Source organism: Mycobacterium parascrofulaceum ATCC BAA-614 (assembly GCF_000164135.1).
GTDB classification, from domain to species: Bacteria; Actinomycetota; Actinomycetes; order Mycobacteriales; family Mycobacteriaceae; genus Mycobacterium; species Mycobacterium parascrofulaceum.
Genome location: NZ_GG770554.1, coordinates 851495 through 875735, shown reverse-complemented (window position 1 = coordinate 875735; position 24241 = coordinate 851495). Strand labels below are relative to the sequence as shown.

The following is a 24241-nucleotide window of genomic DNA, read 5'->3' as shown; positions in this document are numbered from 1 at the left end:
GGTTCGTTGCATTCAGCCAAATCGCCGAGTGCACCCAAATATCGACTCTGCAACGGTGATCGCCTTAATCGGCGGAGTAAGCGGCGAACCTCGTCCACGAGAAGAATTGGTGTTGTCCTAGCGGCAAGGCAGTATGGATGCAGATGCAGATGCTGCGATTGCTGGACGGGTCCGAGGATAGCCCGCATCTTTGTCGGAAGCAAGCAAACCCTCCGGCCACGCTGTGGATCAACCGGGGACTGTGACTCCCGGGCTCCAGCGAACTCCTTCGCCGGCGGTCATCTCAGTGAGGGCAAATCCGTTCGCGGCCCCGTACTCCACCACTTCCGCGGGCAACTCCGGCTCCGTGCTCAGCGCAATCAATGCCGGACCGGCCCCCGAAAGTGTCGCTGCCACGTTATGACGCCGCAGCAGTCGCAAATATTCCGCGGAGGCCGGCATCGCCGGGGCGCGCTGCGGTTGATGCAGCACATCCTCTGTGGCCGGCATGAGCAGGTCCGGGCGTTCGCTCAGCGCCACCACCAGCAGGGCGGCGCGGCTGACATTGAAGCGGGCATCGTCGTGGCTCACCTGGGTCGGCAGCAGCACCCGGGTCTCCGCGGTCAGCGAGCGCTCTTGGGGTATCGCGCAGTACAGCCGGATATCGGGGTGCAACCGCACCGATGCCGCCGAATACCGCGGCCGGTCGCCGGAGCGATCGATCCAGGAAACCACCGCACCACCCAGCACGGCGGCCGACGCGTTGTCGGGATGGCCCTCGAACTCCGAGGACAGCTGGATGAGCTGCGCTTCGCTCAGCGGTCGTGAATCCGTCTGTGCCACAAGACCGTTCGCCGCTGCCAGACCGCCGACCGCCGCGGCCGCGGACGAGCCGAGGCCGCGGGAGTGCGGGATGGCGTTGCGGCAGCGGACCACCAGGCCCCCGGCGCGGACGCCCATCGCCCGCAGCCCGCATTCCACGGCGCGCACCACCAGGTGTTCCGGGCCCCTCGGCACCTGTTCGGCGCCCTCCCCCTCGACCAGGACCACCAGGCCGGAATCCGCTGTCTGGACGACGATCTCGTCGCTGAGCCGCAATGCCAGGCCGATGCTGTCGAAACCGGGACCGAGATTGGCGCTGGACGCCGACACCACTGCGCTGGCCTCCAGCCCGGCGGGCAGCAGCTGGGTCACCGACAGGCCCTCGTGTTCATAGTCAGGCCAGCCCCAGCTTCTCGACCACGAGCACCGGGTCAACGGGAAGCGGGGACACGGTCGGCATGTCCCTCAGCGCCGTGTCGGGGTCTTTGAGGCCATTGCCGGTCACCGTACACACCACGGTCGAGCCGCGCGCCACCCAACCGTCGTCGACGGCCTTGAGCAGGCCGGCGATGCTGGCCGCGGACGCAGGCTCGACGAAGACGCCCTCGCTCTCGGCGACCAGGTGGTACGCGGCCAGGATCTCGTCGTCGGTGGCGGCCAGGAAGCGCCCGTTGGACTGCTGCTGCGCGTTGACCGCGGCGGCCCACGACGCGGGCGCCCCGATGCGGATGGCGGTCGCGATCGTCTCGGGGTGGCTGACCGGGGCGCCGTGCACCAGCGGTGCCGCGCCGGCCGCCTGGGTGCCCAGCATGCGGGGCAGCTTGTCGATCACGCCGTCATGGTGATACTCGGTGTAACCCTTCCAGTACGCGGTGATATTGCCCGCGTTGCCGACGGGGAGGGCGTGCACGTCGGGCGCGGCGCCCAGCGCGTCGACGATCTCGAACGCGGCGGTCTTCTGGCCCTCGATGCGTACCGGGTTGACGGAGTTGACCAGTGCGATCGTGGGGAAGTCGGCGGCCATTTTGCGGGCCAGTTCCAGGCAGTCGTCGAAGTTGCCGTCGATCTGGATGATCTTGGCGCCGTGCATCACCGCCTGCGCCAGCTTGCCCATGGCGATCTTGCCCTGCGGGATGAGCACCGCGCAGGTGATGCCGGCGCGGGCGGCGTACGCCGCGGCCGAGGCCGAGGTGTTGCCGGTCGACGCGCACAACACGGCCTGCTGGCCGCGCGCCAGCGCGTCGGTGACCGCCATCGTCATGCCCCGGTCCTTGAACGAGCCGGTCGGGTTGAGACCCTCGACCTTGAGGTGGACCGTGCAGCCGGTCTTTTCCGAGAGGCGCGTCGCGGCGATGAGCGGCGTGCCGCCCTCGAGCAGGGTGACCGGAGTCCAGTCGTCGCCCACCGGCAGCCGGTCGCGGTACGCCGCGATCAACCCCGGCCACGGCTGGTGCACGGCGGTGTGCGGGACGCTCACGAGCCCGCCTCTTCCAGTCGCAACACACTGGTGACGCCTTGCACCACATCCAGATCCGCCAGCGCATCGACGGTTTCGGAGAGCGCGGCATCGGTGGCGCTGTGGGTGACCACCACGACCCGGGCTCCCACCCGCCGGCCGCCTTCGTCCACCACACCCTCCTGGCGGACCTCGGCGATGCTCACCTCACGCTTGGCGAATTCGGCGGCCACCGTGGACAACACACCCGGCTTGTCGGCGACATTCATGCTGACGTAGTAGCGGGTGGAGATGAAACCCATTGGTGCGATGGGAAGCTGGGCGTACTTGGATTCCTTCGGGCCGCGACTGCCCAGCACCCGGTTGCGGGCGGCCATCACCAGGTCGCCGGTGACCGCCGACGCGGTGGGCGCGCCGCCGGCGCCCTGGCCGTAGAACATCAGCCGGCCTGCGGCCCTGGCCTCGACGACGACCGCGTTGAACGCCCCGTTTACCGTGGCCAACGGATGCGACAGCGGCACCAACGCCGGGTAGACGCGGGCCGAGACCCGTTCCTGGCCATCGTCGCCCGTGATGCGCTCGCAGATGGACAGCAGCTTGATCGTGCAGCCGAGGGCGCGCGCGGAGGCGAAGTCGGCGGGGGTGATCTTGGTGATGCCCTCGCGGTAGACGTCGTCGGCGGTCACCCGGGTGTGAAAGGCGATCGACGCCAGGATCGCGGCCTTGGCGGCGGCATCGTAGCCCTCGACGTCGGCGGTGGGATCCGCCTCGGCGTAGCCCAGGGCGCTCGCCTCGGCCAGGGCGGTGGCGTAGTCGGCGCCGGTGCTGTCCATCGCGGACAGGATGTAGTTGGTGGTGCCGTTGACGATGCCGGCGACCCGCAACACCGTGTCGCCCGCCAGCGACTGCGTGAGCGGACGGATGACCGGGATCGCACCCGCGACCGCCGCCTCGAAATACAAATCGACGTGCGCGTTTTCGGCGGCCTGCGCCAACTCGCCGGTGGAGGTGGCCAACAGGGCCTTGTTGGCGGTGACGACGGATTTGCCATGCTCGAGCGCGCGCAGGATCGCCTTGCGGGCCGGTTCCACCGGGCCCATCAACTCCAGGACGATGTCGACGTCCTCGCGAGAGACGAGTTCCTCGATGTTGTCGGTGAGCAACTCGACCGGAACGCCGCGATCGGCGGCGACCCGCCGCACCCCGACGCCGCGCAACACGAGGGGCGCGCCGACACGGGCGGCGAGGTCGTCGGCGCTGTCCTCGATGATGCGGACGACTTCGCTTCCGACATTGCCCAACCCGAGTACCGCTACGCCGACCGGCTTTTCGTCACGGGGCACAGGTCACCTCACTTCCAGACTCAGTAGATCGTCGACCGTCTCGCGGCGCAGGATCAGGCGGGACCGCCCGTCGCGCACCGCCACCACCGCGGGCCGACAGATCATGTTGTAGCGGCTCGACAGCGAATAGCAGTACGCGCCGGTGGCGGCCACCGCGAGCAGGTCGCCGGGCCGCAGGTCGTCGGGCACCCAGGTGTCGCGCACGACGATGTCGCCGGTCTCGCAATGCTTTCCGACGATGCGGGCCAACGTTGCGGGCGCGTCGCTGGCCCGCGAGACCAGCCGCGCGTCGTACTGCGCGTCGTAGAGCGCGGTACGGATGTTGTCGCTCATGCCGCCGTCGACGCTGACATACCGGCGCTGGGCGATGCTGCTCACGTCGACGTCCTTGACGGTGCCCACCTCGTACAGGGTGATGGTGCCCGGCCCGGCGATGGCCCGCCCCGGCTCCACCACCAGCCTCGGGGTGGGCAGCCCCACCGCCGCCGACTCGCTGCCCACGATGGCCGTCAGCTTGGCCGCCAGCTCGGCCACCGGCGGTGGGTCGTCGGTTCCCAGATATGAAATGCCGAGTCCCCCACCGAGATCCACGGTCGAGACCTGGCCCGCCTTGTCCACCCCGAATTCGTCGGCGATGTGGTGCAGCAGCCCGATGACGCGGTGTGCGGCGACCTCGAACCCGTCGACGTCGAAGATCTGCGAGCCGATGTGACTGTGCAGCCCGACCAGTCGCAGGTGATCGGTGGCGAACACCCGGCGCACCGCATCCATCGCGGCGCCGCTGGCCACCGACAGCCCGAACTTCTGGTCCTCGTGTGCGGTGGAGATGAATTCGTGCGTGTGCGCCTCGACCCCGACGGTGAGACGGACGTAGACGTCCTGGACGACCCCGGCCTCCCCCGCGATGGCGTCGAGGCGCTCGATCTCGGTGATCGAGTCCAAGACGACGTACCCGACGCCGACCTTGACCGCCGAGGTCAGTTCCGCGACGGATTTGTTGTTGCCGTGGAAGGTGATCCGCTCCGGCGGGAAGCCGGCGTGCAGCGCGACGGCGAGCTCTCCGCCGGTGGAGACGTCCAGCGAGAGACCCTCTTCGTCGACCCAGCGGGCGATCTCGCTGCACAGGAACGCCTTGGCCGCGTAGCAGACGTTGTGCCCGCCGCCGAAGGCCGTCGCGAGTTCGCGGCACCGGGAGCGGAAGTCGTCCTCGTCGACGACGAACAACGGGGTGCCGTACTCCTGGGCGAGCTGGGTGAGCGGTATTCCGGCGATGCGCGCCACTCCCGTGTCGTCGCGAGCGATGTTGCGGGGCCACACGTTCGGCGCAAGCCGCAGCAGCTCGTCGGCGGATTGCGGCCGCGGCGGGCTGTTGGGGTGCCGGGTTTCCTCGGCGTGCCGGGGACCGGCGGGGTGCACGTTCACATTCGCTCCGGAGCGGTGACGCCGAGGATGGTCAGGCCGTTGGCGATGACCTGGCGGGTGGCCTCGCACAGCGCCAGGCGCGCGGCGTGCAGGTCAGTGGGCCGCTCGTCGCCCTGGGGCAGCACCCGGCACGAGTCGTAGAACCGGTGGTAGTCGCCGGCGAGGTCCTCCAGGTAGCGGCACACCCGGTGCGGCTCACGCAGGGAGGCAGCCGTTTTGAGCACGCGGGGGAATTCCCCGATGCTGCGCAGCAGCGTCCCCTCCTTGTCGTGGCTGAGCAACTCGAGGTGCCCCGTGTCGGGGACCACGCCCAGTTCGGCGGCGTTGCGGGCCAGCGCCGACAGCCGAGCGTGCGCGTATTGCACGTAGTAGACCGGGTTTTCATTGGACGCCGACGACCACAGCGCCAGGTCGATGTCGATCGGGGTGTCGACCGAGGAGCGGATCAGGCTGTAGCGCGCCGCGTCGACGCCGATCGCCTCGACCAGATCGTCGAGCGTGATCACGGTCCCGGCCCGCTTGCTCATCCGCACGGGCGCGCCGTCGCGGACGAGGTTGACCATCTGCCCGATCAGCACCTCGACGTGAGCCGGATCGTCACCGAACGCGGCCGCGACGGCCTTGAGCCGGGCGATGTATCCGTGGTGGTCGGCGCCGAGCATGTAGATGCACAGGTCGAAACCGCGCTGCCGCTTGTCCAGGTAGTAGGCGATGTCACCGGCGATGTAGGCGGGCTTGCCGTCGCTCTTGATCACGACACGGTCCTTGTCGTCACCAAAGGCGCTGGTGCGCAACCAGCTTGCGCCGTCCTTCTCGTAGATGTTGCCGGTCTCGCGCAGCCGGGCGATGGCCTGGTCGACCCGGCCGCTGGTGTGCATCGAGTCTTCGTGGGTGTAGACGTCGAAGTCGGTGCCGAACTCGTGCAGCGACTCCTTGATGTGGGTGAACATCAGGTCGACACCGATCGCGCGGAACGTCTCGCGCATCTCGGCTTCGGGCAGGCTCAGCGCGTCGGGCGCCTTGGCCAGCACCTGCGCGGCGATGTCGTTGATGTAGGCGCCGGCGTAGCCGTCCTCGGGGGTGGCTTCGCCCTTGGCGGCGGCGATCAGCGAGCTGGCGAACCGGTCGATCTGGGCGCCGTGGTCGTTGAAATAGTATTCGCGCTCGACGGCGGCGCCCTGGGTGGACAGCAACCGGCCCAGCGCGTCGCCGACGGCGGCCCAGCGGGTGCCGCCGATGTGGATGGGTCCCGTCGGGTTGGCCGAGACGAACTCGAGGTTGATCTTGTGGCCGGCCAGCGCGTCGGAATGGCCGAAGCCGTCGCCGGCGTCGACGACGGCGTTGACGATCTTGGCCTGCGCCGACGCCTCGAGGCGCAGGTTGATGAAGCCGGGTCCGGCCACCTCGGCGGAGGCGACGCCGTCGGCTTGCGACACCGCCGCGGCCAGCCAGCCGGCCAGTTCACGGGGGTTGACGCCGACCTTCTTGCCCAGCTGCAGGGCCAGGTTGCTGGCGTAGTCGCCGTGCTCGGGGTTGCGGGGTCGCTCCACCGTGACCGTCGCCGGCAACGCGGCAGCATCCAGCGAGTGCTCGGCCAGCACCGCGGACGCGGTGGTTCTGAGCAGCTCAGCGAGGTCAGCGGGGGTCACGAGCGTCCATCCTATTGGCTGAGGTGCCCGCGCCTCGAATCCATTGCGATGGCAACGCGGCTGTCGACATGCGCTAGTCTGTCCCTGCTTGTTCAAAGCCCCAATGGCGCAACAACAACGTCGTAGCGCCCCCGTAGCTCAGGGGATAGAGCGTCTGCCTCCGGAGCAGAAGGCCGCAGGTTCGAATCCTGCCGGGGGCACCAGGTCAGACGCTATTTCTGACTACCGCGTGCAACATACGTGCAAGATTGCACGATCAGCGTGCCGCCGACTCGGTGAACGTCGGCACCCATCCCCCGCAGTCGTCGCACCCGTACAGGCTGACCAGCGACAACTCGCCTTGCGCGTAGGCCACCGCATCCCGGTTGGGCACGTGCCGCAACGCGCGCTGCGCCTCGATGTCGGTCAACGGCGGCGGGCAGCACCGCGCGCAATCGCAGCCGCCCGGCTCGGCGGGTGCGGTGAGGTCCGCGCGCAGCCTCGACCGGCCCGCCCTGGCCAGTGCCCCGCAGCCCGAAGGACCGACGGTGCGCGCGGCGGTGCAGCCGGTCACCGCCCACCGATCTGGCGCGTCATCCATGCCGGGGGCGGCGCAATCTTGCCCTCGCGCGCACGGCGGGCGGTGTCGATGGGACTGACGACGTGCATCGTCTGGCCGATGGAGTGGGCCAGAACGTCGTAGGCCACCACCGCCGCCGCCACCCGGTCGGGTTGATGCTGCCCCGCTTCCCACGTGACGGCCTGCGCCTCGAAGTCAGGTAGGTAACCCGCCACTCGGGCGCGTCCGGTTTCCAGCGCGGCGAGCAGGCCGGTGGAACGGGCTACGGCATCGCCCTTGCCCCGGTCGGTGCCCTTCGGTGGCCACCCGGTGACGCGGATGGGCCGCTTCACGCGGAACCGGGCCAACACCTCGGTGACCAACCGCGTGTAGGTGGCCCGCGCCGCGAACGCCTCCACCGCGATCTCACTGGCCCCCACGTCGGCGGCGAGTTGCACCGCCCGCACCGCCCAGGCGTCCGATGTCATCCGGCCCGACACGTCGGCGATGAGCGCCACTACGCCGTCGGCGGTCAAGGCGGCGGCGATAATGCCCGTCTCGTCGCCCTCGCCGGAGTCGGCGGGGTCCACGCCCACGACGATCTTGACCGTCCCCGGCGGCGCTGCGGGCAGCCGCCACGTGTCGATCCACGCCGCCTTGATGAGGCCACCCTCGGGCGTCGTGGGGGTGCCCAAATACATTGCGGCCCAAGCCCGCGAACCGACCTCGGTCTTGATCTCGCGGAACTGCTCGGCGGTGCGCCCCACCGCGCTGGTCATGGCCACGCCGCTGCGTTCGCGGCCCAGCGCGTCGGGCACCCCGGCGGTGCTGATGGCCGGGATGTTCACACACCGCCACCGGCTGCCGGGTTCGGCGAGCAGCGACCCGGCGAGGTCGTCGGGGTGCCACCGGGTCAGCACGACGATGGCCGACGCGCCGGGCATTAGCCGGGTCATCAGGCTGGCCTTGAACTCGGCGGTGAGCCGCCGCCGGTAGGCGTCGGAGTCGGCCTCCTGCGCCCCCTTCACGGGGTCATCGACCAGCAGCACCGATGCGCCGAACCCGGTTGTGCTGGACAGGATGCCGCCCGCCAACATGCCGCCCCGGTGACCGGCCACGCGCCACCGCCCGACAGCCTGCTTGTCCGCCGCCAACTCGATGCCGACGACGGCGAGGTTCTCGGCGATCAGCCGCCGCGCCGCCGCGCTGTGCTCCTCGGCCAAGGCATCGCCGTAGGACTTCACGATGACCTCGGCGTCGGGGTCGCGCGACAGCAGCCACACCGGGAACACCTGCGACGTGAGCACCGACTTGCCGGTCCTCGGCGGCATCGTCACGACCAGGCGGGCGTCGGGCGTCTCGACGGCGCGCACCAGTTCGTCGGACAGCAGCTTGATGGCCGGGGTGACGACGTAGCCGGGGATGAGCCGCCGGGCCAATTCCGCCGGGGTCGCGGGCCGCTGCCGTTGGCGCACTGCCCCGATGGCACGGGCGGCGGTCAGCGCCGCTATGGGGTCGGTCGTCGCGGTCACGCGGCCCTCCGTTGCTTGGGGTCGAACCCGGCAGACTGCGCGTCCCACAGGTCCGAGCGTGTCCAGGTGTGCCCGCAGCCATCGCACACGTACTCGCACACCACGCCCTTGCCGCCGCGCCACGTCACGGCGTCCGGCTCGGTCTCGGTGGCCAGCCGCACGCAGCGGTCGGCGTTGTGCCCCAACGGGTTGCAGCGCGGGCAGTAGTCGGGCAGCCAGAAGTCGTGGAACGGGTCAACCGTCGGGGCGGTGGCGGTGGTGGTCACGGTGTCTCCTCATGGTGTCGTTGGGTGGTGAGGTAGCCCCGCGTGGTTGTGGTCGCCTGTCAGGTCAAGCGGGCACCGGGCGCATACCGGCCCGCAGGTTGGCCAACTGCACACTGCCCGGCCCGCCGTCGTCGGTCAGGCCGAGCGCCGCGCACACGTCGGCGTGGGTCGCCTCCCCGGTGTCGTAGAGCCGCCGGGCCACACGCATCACAGCGGGCCATGTCCGCTCGATGAGCGGGGTGACGAAGTGCCCCAAATGCGTGCCGCCGGAAGCGATCAGCATCCGGTCGTCCCTGTACCCGCCCGCGTTGAGAATCGCCAACACCTGCCGCTGAGTCGGTCGGTTGTCGCGGCCACCGGCACGGAACTTCGCCTGTGCCCACGGCCCCGCATACGCGATCTCGGGGTCACGCCCGTGGGGCGTGTCGGCGAACGAGGCGAGACCCTCGACGCCCCACACGCGGCTGTTGGACACCACCGCGCTGCGCAGTTGGCCACCGAGGGCGACACCAGCGACGGCGTGGGCCGCTTCGTGAACGCACGTTTCGAGGTGATGCCGTTCGCGCGGGGTGATGGTGGCCAGGGTCAGCGGGGGCTTGCGCCGGGTCATAGTGGTGTCCTTCCTGATGGTGGTGGGGGCGGTTACGGCGTGGTGGCCGACGCTCCGACGGCGGCGCGGTACACAACCGGGCCGTCGCCGTCGGAACGCCGACCGTTCGCCATGACCGATGGCTCTGACTCGTTGCATTGCAACAGTTTTCGCGCGTTCTTCCGCGCTTGCTTCTCGGCCTCTTTGGCCTCGCGGACAGCCCACCGCGCCGCCGACTCGTCCAGGTAGCGGTCGATGCAGTCGGTGCAGGTGTACCCCCACACGCTGCCCTTCCAGTGCCAGCACGGCCCGCCGCACGACTGGCAGCGCGGCCCGTCGTAGTCGGTGCCGTCGCCTGTGTCCTCGCCGGTCACCGTGTCGGCCTCACGCTCGGCGGTCATCGTCACGGCGTCACCTCGGGCGTCACCGTCACTGCCGCGATGACAGCCTCATAACCGACGGTGACCGACCTCTCGGCGATGGCAGCAAACGTGTTGTGCCGCTCGTCAATTGCCTCGCGGACGGCGACGGTGTTGCGCCACCCGAACGGCTGCGATGTGGCCACCAGCGTGTCGCCGAGCCCCGCGACGTACCCGCCGCCGAACACCCAGCGGTGGCCCATCGGGGTCGTCCAGCCGGTGCCGGTGCGACTCACCAGGCGCGCCTCGGCAGCGACCGCCGCCCACTGCGCCCCGGCGTGGATGAACCCGACGGTGTTTGTCTCGGCGAACGCCGCCTCAAGGTGGCCGAGGGCCAGGGTTAGGTCAACCGCCGAGACGATGCCCGCCGCCGTATCGGCGGCGTCGGTCAACAGCCGCTCGGCGAACTCCCGCTCCACCATCGGCTGTTCCTGCAACCGCATGATCTGCGCCGCGCGGGCGCGAACCGCTGCGCGCGACGGCTCGGTGAGGTCGCACTCGTCGTAACCCCAGACCGTCACCGGGTCGAACGGGTCGAGGATCGGCGGGCGGGTGCCCTCTTTGCGCTCGTCGTTGTCGATGGCGGGCGGTGTGCACCAGTCCGCCTCCCACACCCCGGCGGCGTCCGCACCGCCATAGTTCGCGCCACGGACCTCGACGCCGTTGAGCCAGCGCGTGGGGCCGGTGTCCTCGGTCCAGAACGTCGCCGGGTAGAGACCCTGCGGTGCCGCATTGACCACCGGAACCTCGAAGTGCACAGGCAGCATCGCGGGGTGGGTGGTCACCGGGAAGTCGGGCAGGCCGGTCGTCATGGTCGTCTCCTCGAATGTCGTTGGCGCTTAGTCGGTGTCGATGCCCATTGCGGCCAACTCGGCCCGCGCCCGGTCGGTCTCGGTCGGGCGGTGGTCGGCGAAGTCATCGCGGTCGAGGCGGCGTTCCAGCGCCGTCGCGGCGTGGTCGATGGTGCGGGACAGCAACCGCGCCAACTGGTCGGAGCGGGAAGGCTGGCCACGCAGCGCGCCAGCATTCGGCGGGTAGGCGCGGCCCAACAGGTCGGAGAACTCGGCATCGACGGCATCGGCCATCGCCACCACCGCCGCCGCCCAGGAACCCTTGGCGAGTGCCTTTTCGGTGATGTCGGGCAGCGCCGGGCGCGGCGCGAGGTCGATGAGGGTGGTCATGGCGTACTTCCGCTTGCCGGGCTCGTCGGCCAGGTGCGCGGTCCTGGCGCGGGCGTCGGCCTCGGCCAGCCACCCGACGATGACGCCGACAGCCTCATGGACCTCCTCGGCCAGCCACGGCACGGTCGCGGTGGAGCGCATGAAACGGCTGGGCCGGTCGTCGGCGGCGATCCGCTGCGCCAACGGGCCGACGACATCGGCGATCTCGCGGGTCAAGGACCACGTGCCGTCGTAGTGCCCGACAGTCAGGCCGGTGCGCCGCCGCTCGCGCAACTCGGCCTGGCTGTACCGGCGGGGCGGTTGCGGGGTCATCGCTGCCCGCTGGGCGGCGAGCGCGGCGGGAGTGCGGTTACGCGCCATGACGCCGGGCTGCATGGTGGTCATCGGGCCACCGCCTCGGCGTCGGTCGCGGCCTCGGCGCTGATGAGGTCGGCGAGTTCCTCGGCCCGTTCGGGCGAGATGCCGGTCTCGATGATCGACTGGCGATGCCGCCACCAACTCAGCGCGGCGCGCGCCTCATCGACGCGGGGGCCGTCGGTCTCGCCGCGACTGGCCATCGCCCCGAGCCGGGAACGCCACGACTCCACGGAGCGGTCGCGCGGATGGGTGGCGGACACGGGCGGGCTGGTCGCTGTCATGCCCCCACATTAAGCCGCCTACGGGCATAGCTGCTACATCGAAAACCGTTGTGCGGCAATGCAAACTATCCAAACTAACCTGATTACGAACGGGTCTGCGGTCCATACGACGTGGGAAAATGACACGCCGAGGCGGCGACAGAACCCCGGCCAAGATTGAGTCGGAAATTCGTGCGTGTCGGGTTAGTTAGATGGCCCTACGGTAGAGGTGTGCGCGACCTCGACGTGATCGACTCCGAACTACGCCTACTCGTCGCGGTGCGCCGGGCGGTGGTCGCCGACGGCGGCACCGCGCCCAGCCTCCACATCATCGACGGCCTGCTGGATGAACGCCACGCGCTCAACGGTTCCGGCGATTAGTCGCCGTCGCCGCCATCACCGAACTCGCGCATGACGTTGCCGACCAACGCGGGCACGTCAATCGACTCGGGGTTCGGGCGTGCTCGACCTTCGGCGTAGGCGAGTCGGGCAGCCGCGAGGTCGGCGAGCCGCACAGCCTGAATCACGATGACGCGGCGCAGACCGGCGGACACCTCCCCGCGTTCGTGCGCCACCGCCGCGACCCGTGCCAGCGTCTCGGCGCGCCGCGCGATGCGCACGTCGGGGTGTTCGCGGTCATCGCGCATCCCGTCGGGGATCAGGTTGAACCGGAACGCTGGCGGCAATTCGACGGATGCCGACACCGGCGGAATCTTCTCGTTGAGGATCGCCTTGTACTTCGACTCGCCGATGGCGTGGACGTAGACCGAGTATTCGATGGCGTCCACCTTGGCCTTGATGCCGGTCTCACCGCGCAGGAACTCGGTGGGGTATAGCTCCATCTCGGCCACCTCGAACGGGTCGAGGATTCGGTAGGCCAACGTGTCCGACCGCTGGCCGCGTAGGTGCCGACCGATGCGGGTGCCGAAGTCCTCGCGGGTTTGGCCGACGTAGATGGGTTCGCCGTCGAAGTCGTAGAACGCATAGACGCCGATGCAACTGCCAAGTCGCTTGCCGCTCACCGGGTCCACGGTGTTGAGGGCGTCGGTGAGGAGTTCGCGGAACCCCCGCACGAACGCCGTTGGCATATCCTTCTTCGCCGGGACCGGGCCGTCGGGCTCGTTGTAGGAGGCGACACCACGGCTAGCCACGCGCGGCGGTTTCCAGGTTGACCGGCGGGGCGGCGAGTTCACCGCGCAGCAACGGCATCAGGTAGTGCTTGCCGAGCCATCCGACGACGGGCACGGCGACGGCATCGCCGAACCCGAACAGCGCCTGATTGGTTCGCGCGCCGCCGAGGTTGTAGGTGCCCGCGCCCATCAGGCGCGCGTATTCCACCGGGGTCATCCACCGCACCTGTAGGCGCTTGTTGCCGAGCCGCACGACAGCCTGCTTCGATGACCCGCCGCGCGCGGTGCGTAGGCAGCCTGAGATGTCGTCGGGGCGCACCTCCCACACCGCGACCCCGGCACGGGTGCGGCGGTAGGCGGTGCGGTACTTGATGCCGGTCTCGCGTTTCAGTTCGGCGACCCGCCGCCGTTGGGTCGGCGACAGCGACGACACGAACGCCTCCACACGGGCGGCGTCCCACCACCGCTCGTCGGTCACCGGCATGTCCTCGATGAGCGCCGCCAGACCCTTGGTCATCGGCGCGGGCGGGGCGGGCAGGTGGGCGCGGTGGGTGCGTAAGTTCGGGTCGCCGTAGACCCATTGGAGGTAGTCGGGGCGCAACTCGCTGTGCGGTTCGGTGGTGTCGGCGGGCGGGTTCTGCGCGCCGACGACGAACAACCGGGGACGCGACTGCGGCACGAACCGGCGGGCGTCGAGTGCCAGCACGTCCACCGAGTAGCCGAGGCGGTTGAACTCGGCGATGGCGGCGGTGAGGTCGTCGCCGCCGTGCGACGTGGCCAGGCCGGTGACGTTCTCCAACACGATGACCGGCGGGCGGTTGTCCTCACCCATGCCGTCGAGCAGCTTGGTGAAGTCCCAGAACACGCCGGACTCCGAGCCGGCGAACCCGGCGCGGCCACCGGCCAGCGACAGGTCGGTGCAGGGCGACGACGCCCACGCCAGCGCCGCGTCGGTGGGCAGGTCGGCAGCCTTGACCTTGCCGATGTCGCCGAGGGCGAACGTGTGGCCCTCCGACTCGCCGAACTGGCCCACGTACATCGCCCGTTTGTCGGGTTCGTAGTCGTTGGCCCACGTCACCTGGAAACCGGCCTTCTCCAACCCCATGCGGGCGAGGCCGATACCGGCGAAGAACTCGATGGCCTTGGGCCGATTGGCGCGAATCGAACGGACGTTCCCCACGGAGGAGAACAGTATCCTTCCGCGCGCTGCGGTTGCGTGAGGCTGCGCCGGATTGCGTGGGATTGCGTCGGGTTGCGTGAGATTGCACCGGATAGCGTCGGACACCGTGGCCGAGTCGTGGGCGTCGAGTGAGCACGCGCGCCGGTCGATGCAGGGCAACCGCAGCCGCGACACCGCGCCCGAACTCGCCGTGCGGCGGCTGGTCCACGCGATGGGTCTGCGCTACCGGGTGGACACGCGCCCGCTGCCCGCGCTGCGCCGCAAGGCCGATCTGGTGTTCACCCGCCGCCGGGTCGCGGTGTTCATCGACGGGTGTTTCTGGCACGGCTGCCCGCAGCACCACCGGCAGCCGTCCGCCAACGCCGACTACTGGACCGCCAAGGTGGCGCGCAACCGGGCGCGTGACGCCGCCACCGACGAGGCGCTGACGGCGGCGGGCTGGACGGTGTTGCGGTTCTGGGCACACGAACCGCCCGCCGAGGTCGCCGAGGCTGTGCGCGCCGCCGTCACCGGCTAGCGCGTGAAGTGGCCGAACCCCTCGATGGCGTAGACGGCCACGCCGCCGACCACGCCGACGGCGGGGAACACGAACCGCTCGGTGTAGGAGTCGTGGAACAACGCCCCGTCGCCCTCGATGACCGTGCCCGGCCCCATCGTCCAATGCTCGACGTAGCGCCGGAACGCCTCGGCGGTCACGACGGGCGCGTCCCCGAGGAACCCGACGGCGAGGAGCCGGGCGTCGGGGTCGCCCGCGATGTCCGACCGCACGCTGCCGCCGGTCCAGTCGATGCCGTCGATGCCCGTCACTGCTGGGCGTCCCACGTCAGCACGGCCATCGCCGCGCTGGCCAACTCCTTGCCCGCGTGCAACGTGTCGTCCTCGGTCGGGCCGCGCCCGTCCCACCGCGCGAGGGCGGTGGACAGTTGTTCGACCAGGTGCGCCGGAATCATCGCGTCTCCTTCGGTGTGGGTGGTCACGCCGCCGCGCGCTTGGCGATGCGGGCCACGGTATTCGGGAACCACTTCGAGCCGCCCTGGCCGGTCGGCGTGCCGTCGGCGTTGAGGCTGTCGGCGATGGCTGCCCACGTCGCCCCGGCGGCGCGCTCGGCGGCGATGCGGGCCACCACCGACGGCGGCACGGTGGTCGGGCGTCCGAGCCGCACACCCTGCGCCTTGCGGACGGCCAACGCCGCCTTGGTGCGGTCGCTGATGAGGCCGCGTTCCAGTTCGGCCACGCTGCCCATGATCTGCGTGGTGAACCGGCCCGCCGCCGTGCTGGTGTCCACGGTGCCATCGACGGCGACGACCACGCCGCCCGCGCGTTGGGTGCGGTCGAGCACGTCGAGGAGGGTGGGCAGGCTGCGGGCCAGGCGGTCGGACTTGGCCACCATCAACACCGCCGCCTGCGCCGACTCCACGGCGTCGAGGGCGGCGGTGAGGGCGGGCCGGGCGTCGATGGCCTTGCCGCCGCTGACCCCCTCGTCGGCGTGCCACCCGACGACGGTCCAGCCCCGGCGGTCGCACTCGGCGGCGATGGCGGCACGTTGGGCGTCGAGTCCGGCACCGCTGGCCGCTTGCTCCTCGGTGGACACGCGGACGTAGGCGACGACGGTGCCGACGGGCGCGGTTTGGACGCGACGGCGGCGGGTGCGGGGTGCGGTCATGCCCCCATCGTATAACGCAAACGACCGTTTGGGTTAAAGACTGTCGCCCGCCATCGCGTCGAGTGCTGCCGCCGCGCCTTCGAGGCGGGCGCGTTCGGTCGCGGTGGCCTCCAACTCCCCGCGCTCGATGGCGTCGAGGATCAGCCGGAGTTGCCGGGCGGTCGCGGCGATGTCGGCGCGCTTCACGGCGTCATCGGTTCCGCCGGGTGTTGCCCGCCGCCCACGCGGCCATCGGGTCGTAGTGGTCCGGTCGTGGCGATGTCAGGCCGGGCGTCTCGACCACGGCCACCAACGCGGGCGGCTCGTCGGCGGCGTCGATGTCCGGCACGGCGTCGGTGTCGTCGGTGTCGTCCTCGTCGGACGGCACCGTCTCGGGGCCGTGCGCCACGCTGAGCAACGGGGCCGGCTCGGGTGGGGTGTCGGCAGGGGCGGGCGTGCTGACCGCCTCACCGGCCCGCAGCCGGGCGACGGCCAGCCACTCGGCCAACTCGTCGGCGGGCACGCCGTCGAGGGCGAGGACTTGGCGGGCGATGTCGCATTGCAGCGACCAGGCCGGGTCGTCCGGTCCGACGACGGTGCCGACCATCTCGCGCAACTCGGCGACGGCATGGTCCTGCAACGCGGTCGGCGACAGCCTGCCGTCGGCCACGTCGCGCGCGATGGACGATGCCGCCTTGATGGCGTCCTCGGGGGTCATGGTGGTCATCGGGTGATCTCCTCCACGTCGGCGTCGATGATGTTGCCGCTGATGGCGTTCTGCGGCGGGCGGGTGGCGACCAGCGCCAGCAGTTCGGACTCCATGCGGTCGATGATGGCGGTGGCGTCGTGGGTCACGTTCACGTCCACCTGCTCGGGTGCGTAGTACCCGCCCAGCTTGGCCAGTTCCACCTCGTTGGCCCTGATCTCTCGGTTGAGCGCCACCAGCGTGTCGTCGTCGCCGTTGCGGAATGCCGCCGCGAATCGCTGACTCATCGCGCGGGTGCGGGTCTCGATGGCGAACTTGTGCGCCTCCACGGAGGTGGCTGACGGCTCGCGCCGTTCGCGTGCGACGTGGCGGGCGACTGCGGTCTGCGCCGCACCGACGCTGCGGTAGCCGAGGCGGTCGGCGACCTCGCGCCAGGAGTGGCGGCTGGCGCGTAGCTCGAACGCTTCCTTGGCGCGTTCGCGGCTGGCGTGGCGGGACATCACGGGGGCCATACCGCAGTTGTACCGCATTAGGGTGCAATACCAGAACACCGTAAATGTCGGGAAAGTCGTTGCGGGCGTGGACGATTACGGTCTCGACCCCGGTCCCGCAGCCGCCCGACGCGCTCGGTGTGCCCGACCGTCCCGCTATCGCCGACCACCGTCGAGAACCGCTGTCCCGACACCTGTCCCACCCCCCCGGTTAGGGGTGGGACAAGTAGGGGGGTGGGACAGCCCTATGGGCGCGAGAGGGACCGATTTGAGTTCCCCGACAAATACGGTCAAGTCGCTGACCAGGGAATATAGGTAGGTCAATTGGATCGTATAGAGCGCGCGCGCGAGGGGGTGGGTGGGACTGTCCCACCCCTGTCCCACCCCCCTGGGTGGGACAAGTGGTCAGCTAACACGTTGGCGCACCGTGTTGCCGTCGCGCACCAACGGCCCGTCCTCGTTGGTCAACTTCGCCAGGGCGGCGTCGGCCAGCGTGCGCTCGGCGTTGTTGAACTTGGCCCGGCGCAACCCCGACTTCCCCGTCCACTGCACCGACCCGCCCGCGTCATCGACGTAGGCCACGATGCGGTCGCCGAGCCGCGCCATGTCGTCACCGCGTTGGTCGAGTGCGACGGCGGTGGCGACGTGCTCGCGGATGCGGCCCTGCAACTGGCGCTCGCGCTCGGCGGTCTCCCGCTCCCGCCGCCACTCCATCGCGACGGCGTGCAACCGGGCCGACGTGTCCAGCAGCATCTCGGCCAGCGCCACGTCGTCGGCGTGGACCTCGGTGCGGTCGGGGTCGCAGAGGATGACCAGCAGCGCGGCGCACCGGGCCACCAGTGCCGGACGGTGGGCGTTCATCGGGTCGTTGTCCCCGCCCTCGTCGCCGTCGCCGCGCGCACGGGCCAGCGCCTCGCGGCGGGCACGGTCGCGCAACTCGGCGTCGTAGCGCATTGGGCGGTGGGGCAGCCTCACCGTCAGCGGGCCGGGGTCGGCGGGCGCGTCGTCGGGGATGGACGGGTCGGTGGCGGACACGTAGACGAACCGCTGCGGGGTGCCGTACTCCAACTGCTCCTCGGTGGACAGCGCCGCCAGCGCCTCCAACTGGAACCCGACGCACAGCCCCACGGCGTAGTCGCGGACCTGCCGGGTGCGCTCGGCGCTGGCGTTCGCCTGGCCCAGCACCGCTCCGGTCCACGCGGCGCGCAGCGTCGGCCCGATGTCCTGGCCGCGCTTGTTGTCGAGGATGCCCGACACCAGCCCCGCGCCCTCGTCGGAGTGGAACAGCGCCTTGTGCCGGACCTGCTTGCGCACCTTGGTCTTCATCGTGGGGTCGGCGGGGTCGGGCACGGTGCCCATGAACGCCTCGGCCACGCCGGGGCCAGACCCCACCGGCAACTCGGGCGGCACCTCGTCGGCGCGGGCAATGAGGTCGTTGTCGAGCAAGTTGCCGAACTCGAACGCCAGCAGGTCCGCCGAGGCGTGATAGGCCGACGACTTGCCGGTGCCCGCCGACCCGACGATGCCCGCGAACATGTTGAGCGGCAACGGTCGCTTCACCCCGGTGTCGATGCGCACGCATGGGTCCAGGTGTGCCGACAGCCGCACCAACGCCGCGCCGATGACCGCATCGGCTGAGTTGACGCCGTAGTGCGCGAACGCGCGGATGTGGCCTAGTACGGGGTGCGCCGACCAGAACTCCTCGGGTAGCTGCGTGGCCCCGGCACGGTCGTCGGCGGCGGTGTCCGCCGGGGCGTTGCGGTAGTTGTTGAGGAACAGCACGTCCGCGTCATCCACCGCCATCTCGTCGCCGTCGGTCAGGTCGATGCCCAGCGCGTCCATCGCCGCCCCCTCCTTGCCGTCGTAGTGCAGCAGCGCGATCGCCTGCAACTTGCTGAACGTCGGCTTGCCGGTCGCGGCGATGCGGCCCGCCCACGGGTCGCCGGGGTTGTCGGTCCAGACGTGCAGCGGCGGGTCCGGCGAGTCGGTCCACCGCTCGCAGCCCGGCTCGTGCGCCGTCGCCGACTTCGGGTTGCCGTGGACGCCGGGCGCGGTCCACATCGGGCACCCGCAGCCGTCGGCCTTGCCGACCGGCGTCCACCCGGCGGGTTCGAGGATCGCGGCCCACGGCACGGCGGCACCCCACCGGGCGACCGGCTCGGCGGCTGTGTCCGCGCGGGCCAGGCTGCGCCGCGCGTGCTCGGCGTAGGTGCGCCCGTGCGCGGCAATGGTTTCGGCCAGCCAGTCGGGAAGCTCGTAGACGTTCTCGCCCGTCGCGGCATAGACCCCCTCGGGGCGCACGCTGGGCGGCGTGAGGACGTAGTTGCCCACGCCCCACATCACCGAGTAGCCGTCATCCCCGCCCACCTTCATCGCCCCCGGCGGACCCGGCGGTAACTCGACGCCATCGGGCACCGCGAAGTAGTAGTGCCCGCCGTCGCGGTGCACCAGCGTCACGCCGTCGGGGCCGAGCATCCCCGGCGTGCGCACCGTCGGCGCGGTGTCGGGGTCCGCCTCGGCGTCGGCCAGGAACGCGGCGAGTTGTTCGGTGGTGTCGCAATCGACCACGACGAGGCGGCTGCGGCCCAGCGACACCGCGACATTGACCTCCACCGCGCCGCCGAACGTCTCGACGTAGCGGTCCAGGTAGGCGTCGAGCACGGTCGTGTCGGCGGTGGCCAGGTGGACCCCGGCCTGCGACTTGACGGCGTGCGGTGCGCGGTGACCCGCCGCGCGCGCGGCATCGCGGGCAACCTTGTCCTCGGCGCGCCGTTTCTGCGGCGTCCGCACGTCGGCGGGTTTCTTGCTGGCCGGGTAGACCAGGATGGGCGCGCAGCCGAGCGCGGCCAGGCCGTGCAGATAGCCGCGCACGCCGTCGTGGTCGTCGGCCTTGGGCGCATTGGCCAGCAGCGCGGTCAACGCCTCGGCGCGGTCACCGACTTCGGAGGTATTATTCACCGTGTTCCTTCTGTTTGGGTGGTGTCCAGCGGAGGGGGACTGACTCTCGTCGGAGTCGTCGTTGGGAGTGGTGCCGTCCGGCACATCGCGCCGAAGCCAAACGCGCGCGCCGGACGGCATCACTGCATCTACGGCCTAATCACGTTGTGCCCCTGCGGGTTTCGTCTCAACAACGTGGGCGTCCAGCCATGCCTTGAGGTCCGACGCCAGGTAATAGACGCGGTTGCCGAGCTTGCGGTAGCGCGGCCCCTCGCCACGCCACCGCTCTTGCGCTAGCGCGTTCTCGGTCATGTGGCGGTGGTCGGCCACGTGCTTGGACGTGAACAGCGCGTCGGGGTTGGCGAAGGTGACTGCGGTCATCGGTCACACCTCCCTATCTGCGAATGTCGTTGCGTGTCCCGACGTTACGGCGTGGGTGTGCACGCGCCGGGCCACGAACCGGCCACTTTCCCGACGTTTACGGTGTTGTCCCCGTTGAGTTTTCGGCGTACTGGCCGGTGGCTGTGGGCAACAATCCCGACCCGTTCGGGGAAGTCATGCCGTAAAAGTCGCCTGCCGCACACGCGCGTGTCGGCGTCGTTTGTGTTCCAGGCTGGCCACGGGCGGCGCGCTCACTCCACGCTCCCATGCGTGACAGCCCAGAACACCCCGTAATCCGCGCCCGGCCCAACTGCGCGTACCAGACGGCCCGACTCACCGCCCGGCACCAGGGCGTAGCCCTCGGCGTCCCAGGCGACGACGGCACGCTCCGAAAGCGTGCCCGGCTCTGGCCTGTAGAGAGCGACGGTGCCGTGGGTCTCGGCGATGACGGGGCGAGGGTGAACGACAACCTCGATCACCCAGCCGCCCGCCGCCATGTCAGCAGCGCGAACGAGCCGGGGGTCTCTGGCGTCATGGTCGATGACCAACGGGCTGCCGTCGTCGTCCCACGCCATCACCGGCAGAGATGGGGGCAGTTCGTAGTAGTCGAACGGGCTGGGGCGGTCAGAACGCTCACTGAACACGACCTCCGTACCCGGCACAGCGGGGATCATCGCGATGCCTGGATGGTGGCGGGGATGACGGGCTTGAGCAGCGCGTTCACGTCGGCGACTTTGACACGCATGGCGCTGCCGGGCTTGTCGCTGATCCGGTACGCGGGCAACTCACCGGCGGCGATCTTCTCGCGGAACGTGTAGATCGAGTAGCCGGTGCGGGCTGACGCCGACCGTAGGGACTCGAACTCAGGTGTGGTGCTGCGGGACATAACGGGTCTCTCCTCTGACCTCGCCGTAATCCGAGGAGGCCGGGTGGTCGCCTCGGGTCATGGCGGGCCAATCCCGCGCTGTAACGCCGCAAATATAGCGCGGGTTCGTGGGGTTGCGCCACATTGCGCGCGAAACGCGCCGAACGAATTAGGTTGCGCGCGTTGAGTTTCCCGACATTTACGGTGTTGTCGCGGCTAGCGCGGAAAGTTTGTCGGCCAGCGCGGCGGCGCGGCCCTCGGCGGTGTGCTGGTAGCGCATCGACATGTTGGGCGACGTGTGGCCGAGCCGGTCCATCAACTCGCGCAACGTCGCGCCAGTCTGTGCGGCCATCACGCCCGCCGCGTGGCGCAGGTCGTGGAAGTGCAACTCAGGCTGTCCGATTGCCTCGCGCGCGGCCTCCCACGCCGTGCGGAACCGCTTCTCCCCCGCGAACGACCCGGTGGACGGTTCGGTGAACACCAGCGCCTCGTCGCCCTCGGCGGTGTGGCGGGCGAGGTGGTCGAGGACGGCGGGCCGGACGTGCGGCGGCACACTGACCACGCGCCGCGACTCGCGCGTCTTGGTCGGCCCCACCTCGAACTTGCCCTCCCGGTACGTCACCGCCCGTTCGATGCGCACGGTGGACCCGTCGGCGGCGATGTCGCAACGGCGCAACGCGAACACCTCCCCTTTGCGCAGCCCGCACCACCCGGCCAGCAGCACGGCCAGACGGGCGTCGTCGGGCATCTTGACGGCCAACTCGGTCAGTTGGGCGGCGTCGAGCAGCACCACCGACCGCTTGGCGTGCTTCACCTGTGCCGCGCCCTTGATCCGGCACGGGTTGCGGTCGATGAGGTCGTCGGCCACGGCGGTGTTGAACACCCCGTTGAGGACCGCGTACGCCTGCGCGTTGCGGGTGTCGTGCTCGGTGCCCAGCCCGGCGAACCACGTGCGGACGTGCTCGGGCGTGATCTCGGCCAGCCCGAGGTCGCCGAGCGCCGGAAGGATGTGGTTGTCGAGGTGGCCCCGGTAGTTGTCGCGTGTGCGCCGGGCCAGCTTGGTCTTGTTGTCCAGCCACGTATTGGCGTAGGTGCGCAACGTCAGCTTCTCGGCCTGGCGGCGGGCGGCGCGTTCGGCGGGCGGCGTCCACTCCCCCGGTCGGCGGCGGTCGAGGTCGATCAAGTCCTCCTCGGCCTGTAGCCAGTGCCCGGCGCTGCTCTTGGTCGGGAAGGTCGCCAACGCTTTGTAGACCGCCCCGTTGTGGAGGTAGGACGCCTGCCAGCGGCCCGAGGGCAGTTGGCGCATCCGCCCGAACGACCGCCGCGTGCGCTCACCCTTCGCCGCCGCCCTCTGACCCGCCATGCTCCACTCCCGTCGCCGTGCAATCTCCGTGCAATAGTGACCATAGCGGAACCCGACAGAACCTCACGGTTCGCAACGTTGATCTTCGCTGGTAGATGCAGGTATTCGGGCGTTTGGCGTGGTCACCGGCAATATTGCACGGTACTCGTCGGCTAATTCGAATCCTGCCGGGGGCACCGAGCGTTTAAGCAGTTAGATGACTGTTTTACGCCACCTACTTCGATGTCGAATGCCCCGGCGTGCCCAGCTGAGAGGTTCCGAGACGGCAGGCGTGGTGCACCGCGGACCGCCGGCGCGGAGCAGTCTGTTGCCGCTCGGACGGCGATCATCTCCCGAGCCGACCGGCAGCACGCCCAGGTGCTCGCCAGCGACCAGCGCGGCAGCTACGGCAATCACCCGCCCGCGGTCTGATTCAATGCCAGCGCAGCGGCAAACTCGACAGCCGGACCGCCTCCTCGAGGATAACCGGCGGCACGGACTCAGCATCCAACCCGAACGCGGGGATAGTGCGTAACCATTCGCTGACCAACACAGTCAACGCTGTTTTCGCCAGACTGACGGCCACACAGCGGTGCGGGCCCCCGCCGAACGCCCAGTAGTCCGCCCGCGACCCGTGGCCGGCCGCCAGGTCTTCTTGGATGGCCGCCCCTACGCACAGCCCGACCCAAGCCCCTGCCGGTATCTCGACACCCGCCACGGTGACGTTCTGCGCGGCCCTGCGGATAATCACCGGGGCAGGCGGCTCGCGGCGCAGCACGTCTTCGACGAATCCCTCAATCCCGGCTGGGTTTTCGCGCAGCGAAGCGCATAGCCGCGGGTCGCGGGCAAGGTCGAGAAACACGAAACCCACCGCGCTTCTGAACGGCGTAATGCCCGCGGCGATGAGCATCTCAACTACCGCGCACGCGTCAGCGTCGTCGAACCCTTCGTCACCGGCAACCAACCCGGACATAACACCCGCAATATCGGGGCTGGCGCGGCGCTGCGCGAAAGCCTCCGCCAAATAGGCGAGCATCTCAACTTTTTGCACCAAATCCGCGAAAGGGACACCTGTGCCCGCGGTCAGAGGCGCCCGCTGGATCGCCCACAGCGCTTTCTCCCAGCGCAGCAACCTATGCCCGTCTTGCGGCGGCAACCCCAACACGGTCAGAAGAACCTGAGCCGCGAATGGCTCCGCAACATCGGCGATCACCTCGCAACTACCCTGCGCGGCCACGGCTTCGACCACCGCCGCGGCCTGATCTTGCAACGCGGGTTGCATCTGTTTCACCGCGGTGGCACTCAATAAGGGCTGCAAGATCGCGCGCCAACGCGCATGGTCCGGCCGATCCACAGCGTTATGCGAAAACACTTCTGGGTTACGCAGCGCTGCGAGCACGTCATCGGCCCGTGTGAGGCAATAGCCATTCATAAACGCGCTGTCCTCGATAAACACGACCGGCCCGCGCTTGCGCAGCGCGTCCCAAAGCTCGCTGCGGTCCGCTGTGAAGAAATCAGGCAGCAACTTCCCACCGATCGGTGAGGGGTGATCTATCCCAGGCCGCAGCTGCCCCGACGCACTCACACATCGCCGAAGTACTCGCGGATCTGGTCGAACTCGTCCAACAGGTACAGCCGCTCCCGCGCCCGCGGATATTCGCGTGCGTACTGCACAGCCCGTTCCGCCACCCGAACCCCTTTGGCAAAGTAATTCCACGTTGGATGGTACATAGGTGCCTGGGCTCTACTTCGAG

At 69.8% G+C, this 24241-nt stretch carries 29 protein-coding genes and 1 tRNA gene; 3 read left to right on the top strand and 27 right to left on the bottom strand.

Going from position 1 to position 24241, the window contains the following annotated elements:
- Nucleotides 1-228 precede the first annotated feature (228 nt).
- Genes thrB through argS form a run of 5 tightly spaced genes read right to left on the bottom strand, consistent with a single transcriptional unit; the run spans nt 229 to nt 6671 of the window.
- Nucleotides 229-1173 (bottom strand): homoserine kinase, encoded by a 945-nt coding sequence (thrB, locus tag HMPREF0591_RS14120; RefSeq protein ID WP_007169260.1) that lies wholly within the window; start codon nt 1171-1173, stop codon nt 229-231.
- Nucleotides 1174-1195: 22 nt separating this feature from the next.
- Nucleotides 1196-2278, bottom strand: coding sequence for a threonine synthase (gene thrC / locus HMPREF0591_RS14115; RefSeq protein WP_007169259.1), 1083 nt, complete (start codon nt 2276-2278; stop codon nt 1196-1198).
- Nucleotides 2275-3600 carry a homoserine dehydrogenase gene (locus tag HMPREF0591_RS14110; protein ID WP_007169258.1) on the bottom strand — a complete coding sequence of 442 codons (1326 nt, stop codon included), beginning with the start codon at nt 3598-3600 and terminating at the stop codon, nt 2275-2277. Before HMPREF0591_RS14110 ends, thrC begins: the two co-directional genes overlap by 4 nt.
- Nucleotides 3601-3603: 3 nt before the next feature.
- A complete protein-coding gene (gene lysA / locus HMPREF0591_RS14105; protein ID WP_007169257.1) occupies nt 3604-5022 on the bottom strand; it encodes a diaminopimelate decarboxylase in 1419 nt (472 codons plus the stop codon).
- On the bottom strand, nt 5019-6671 hold the full coding sequence (argS, locus tag HMPREF0591_RS14100; RefSeq protein WP_007169256.1) for an arginine--tRNA ligase: 1653 nt from the start codon (nt 6669-6671) through the stop codon (nt 5019-5021). Before argS ends, lysA begins: the two co-directional genes overlap by 4 nt.
- Nucleotides 6672-6798: 127 nt before the next feature.
- Here argS and HMPREF0591_RS14095 point away from each other — a divergent pair.
- Nucleotides 6799-6874 (top strand) — tRNA-Arg (locus tag HMPREF0591_RS14095).
- Between the two features lie 53 nt (nt 6875-6927).
- On the opposite strand, the gene HMPREF0591_RS14090 is transcribed toward HMPREF0591_RS14095, so the two are convergent.
- The 8 genes from HMPREF0591_RS14090 to HMPREF0591_RS14055 form a co-directional block, all read right to left on the bottom strand.
- Nucleotides 6928-7251: a hypothetical protein gene (locus tag HMPREF0591_RS14090; RefSeq protein ID WP_244268895.1), complete on the bottom strand. Its 324-nt coding sequence runs from the start codon at nt 7249-7251 to the stop codon at nt 6928-6930.
- Complete coding sequence (locus HMPREF0591_RS14085; RefSeq protein WP_007169254.1) at nt 7221-8741, bottom strand: terminase large subunit domain-containing protein; 1521 nt, start codon at nt 8739-8741, stop codon at nt 7221-7223. The genes HMPREF0591_RS14090 and HMPREF0591_RS14085 overlap by 31 nt, the downstream gene beginning before the upstream one ends.
- Nucleotides 8738-9007: a hypothetical protein gene (locus tag HMPREF0591_RS14080; RefSeq protein ID WP_007169253.1), complete on the bottom strand. Its 270-nt coding sequence runs from the start codon at nt 9005-9007 to the stop codon at nt 8738-8740. Before HMPREF0591_RS14080 ends, HMPREF0591_RS14085 begins: the two co-directional genes overlap by 4 nt.
- Before the next feature lie 64 nt (nt 9008-9071).
- Nucleotides 9072-9617, bottom strand: coding sequence for a hypothetical protein (locus HMPREF0591_RS14075; protein ID WP_007169252.1), 546 nt, complete (start codon nt 9615-9617; stop codon nt 9072-9074).
- A gap of 32 nt (nt 9618-9649) precedes the next feature.
- Nucleotides 9650-9997, bottom strand: coding sequence for a hypothetical protein (locus tag HMPREF0591_RS14070; RefSeq protein ID WP_007169251.1), 348 nt, complete (start codon nt 9995-9997; stop codon nt 9650-9652).
- A gap of 2 nt (nt 9998-9999) precedes the next feature.
- Nucleotides 10000-10827: a hypothetical protein gene (locus HMPREF0591_RS14065; RefSeq protein WP_007169250.1), complete on the bottom strand. Its 828-nt coding sequence runs from the start codon at nt 10825-10827 to the stop codon at nt 10000-10002.
- Between the two features lie 27 nt (nt 10828-10854).
- Nucleotides 10855-11580: a hypothetical protein gene (locus tag HMPREF0591_RS14060; protein ID WP_007169249.1), complete on the bottom strand. Its 726-nt coding sequence runs from the start codon at nt 11578-11580 to the stop codon at nt 10855-10857.
- Complete coding sequence (locus HMPREF0591_RS14055; RefSeq protein WP_007169248.1) at nt 11577-11834, bottom strand: hypothetical protein; 258 nt, start codon at nt 11832-11834, stop codon at nt 11577-11579. The genes HMPREF0591_RS14060 and HMPREF0591_RS14055 overlap by 4 nt, the downstream gene beginning before the upstream one ends.
- A 210-nt stretch (nt 11835-12044) precedes the next feature.
- Between HMPREF0591_RS14055 and HMPREF0591_RS32350 the strand changes: the two genes are divergently transcribed.
- A complete protein-coding gene (locus HMPREF0591_RS32350; RefSeq protein ID WP_007169247.1) occupies nt 12045-12194 on the top strand; it encodes a hypothetical protein in 150 nt (49 codons plus the stop codon).
- Here HMPREF0591_RS32350 and HMPREF0591_RS14050 read toward each other — a convergent pair.
- Together HMPREF0591_RS14050 and HMPREF0591_RS14045 are read right to left on the bottom strand one after the other, a co-directional pair.
- The gene (locus HMPREF0591_RS14050; protein WP_007169246.1) at nt 12191-12964 is read right to left on the bottom strand and encodes a GIY-YIG nuclease family protein; all 774 of its coding nucleotides are present in this window, start codon (nt 12962-12964) and stop codon (nt 12191-12193) included. The two genes, HMPREF0591_RS32350 and HMPREF0591_RS14050, sit on opposite strands and share 4 nt — an antisense overlap.
- Nucleotides 12957-14123, bottom strand: coding sequence for a DNA cytosine methyltransferase (locus HMPREF0591_RS14045; protein WP_007169245.1), 1167 nt, complete (start codon nt 14121-14123; stop codon nt 12957-12959). The genes HMPREF0591_RS14050 and HMPREF0591_RS14045 overlap by 8 nt, the downstream gene beginning before the upstream one ends.
- Before the next feature lie 106 nt (nt 14124-14229).
- On the opposite strand from HMPREF0591_RS14045, the gene HMPREF0591_RS14040 reads away from it, so the two are divergent.
- Entirely contained in the window at nt 14230-14640 is a 411-nt protein-coding gene (locus HMPREF0591_RS14040) for a very short patch repair endonuclease (protein WP_157137504.1), read from the top strand.
- On the opposite strand, the gene HMPREF0591_RS14035 is transcribed toward HMPREF0591_RS14040, so the two are convergent.
- The 12 genes from HMPREF0591_RS14035 to HMPREF0591_RS13985 form a co-directional block, all read right to left on the bottom strand.
- The gene (locus tag HMPREF0591_RS14035; protein ID WP_007169243.1) at nt 14637-14930 is read right to left on the bottom strand and encodes a hypothetical protein; all 294 of its coding nucleotides are present in this window, start codon (nt 14928-14930) and stop codon (nt 14637-14639) included. The genes HMPREF0591_RS14040 and HMPREF0591_RS14035 overlap by 4 nt on opposite strands.
- The gene (locus HMPREF0591_RS32345; protein ID WP_007169242.1) at nt 14927-15073 is read right to left on the bottom strand and encodes a hypothetical protein; all 147 of its coding nucleotides are present in this window, start codon (nt 15071-15073) and stop codon (nt 14927-14929) included. The genes HMPREF0591_RS14035 and HMPREF0591_RS32345 overlap by 4 nt, the downstream gene beginning before the upstream one ends.
- 23 nt (nt 15074-15096) lie before the next feature.
- Nucleotides 15097-15786: a recombinase family protein gene (locus HMPREF0591_RS14030; protein WP_007169241.1), complete on the bottom strand. Its 690-nt coding sequence runs from the start codon at nt 15784-15786 to the stop codon at nt 15097-15099.
- Nucleotides 15787-15819: 33 nt separating this feature from the next.
- Nucleotides 15820-15972: a hypothetical protein gene (locus tag HMPREF0591_RS33105; protein ID WP_007169240.1), complete on the bottom strand. Its 153-nt coding sequence runs from the start codon at nt 15970-15972 to the stop codon at nt 15820-15822.
- Nucleotides 15973-15976: 4 nt separating this feature from the next.
- The gene (locus HMPREF0591_RS14025) at nt 15977-16492 is read right to left on the bottom strand and encodes a hypothetical protein (protein WP_007169239.1); all 516 of its coding nucleotides are present in this window, start codon (nt 16490-16492) and stop codon (nt 15977-15979) included.
- Nucleotides 16489-16983 (bottom strand): hypothetical protein, encoded by a 495-nt coding sequence (locus HMPREF0591_RS14020; RefSeq protein ID WP_040622529.1) that lies wholly within the window; start codon nt 16981-16983, stop codon nt 16489-16491. The genes HMPREF0591_RS14025 and HMPREF0591_RS14020 overlap by 4 nt, the downstream gene beginning before the upstream one ends.
- Nucleotides 16984-17367: 384 nt before the next feature.
- Nucleotides 17368-19920, bottom strand: a complete 2553-nt coding sequence (locus HMPREF0591_RS30340) for a bifunctional DNA primase/polymerase (RefSeq protein WP_050790041.1) — start codon at nt 19918-19920, stop codon at nt 17368-17370.
- 135 nt (nt 19921-20055) lie between these two features.
- Nucleotides 20056-20280 carry a helix-turn-helix transcriptional regulator gene (locus HMPREF0591_RS14010; RefSeq protein ID WP_007169236.1) on the bottom strand — a complete coding sequence of 75 codons (225 nt, stop codon included), beginning with the start codon at nt 20278-20280 and terminating at the stop codon, nt 20056-20058.
- Between the two features lie 251 nt (nt 20281-20531).
- Complete coding sequence (locus HMPREF0591_RS14005) at nt 20532-20954, bottom strand: hypothetical protein (RefSeq protein WP_007169235.1); 423 nt, start codon at nt 20952-20954, stop codon at nt 20532-20534.
- Nucleotides 20951-21166 (bottom strand): MerR family transcriptional regulator, encoded by a 216-nt coding sequence (locus HMPREF0591_RS14000; RefSeq protein WP_007169234.1) that lies wholly within the window; start codon nt 21164-21166, stop codon nt 20951-20953. The genes HMPREF0591_RS14005 and HMPREF0591_RS14000 overlap by 4 nt, the downstream gene beginning before the upstream one ends.
- Nucleotides 21167-21344: 178 nt before the next feature.
- Nucleotides 21345-22508 carry a tyrosine-type recombinase/integrase gene (locus HMPREF0591_RS13995; protein WP_007169233.1) on the bottom strand — a complete coding sequence of 388 codons (1164 nt, stop codon included), beginning with the start codon at nt 22506-22508 and terminating at the stop codon, nt 21345-21347.
- Between the two features lie 412 nt (nt 22509-22920).
- On the bottom strand, nt 22921-24012 hold the full coding sequence (locus HMPREF0591_RS13985) for a cytochrome P450 (protein ID WP_139093640.1): 1092 nt from the start codon (nt 24010-24012) through the stop codon (nt 22921-22923).
- Between the last annotated feature and the right edge of the window lie 229 nt (nt 24013-24241).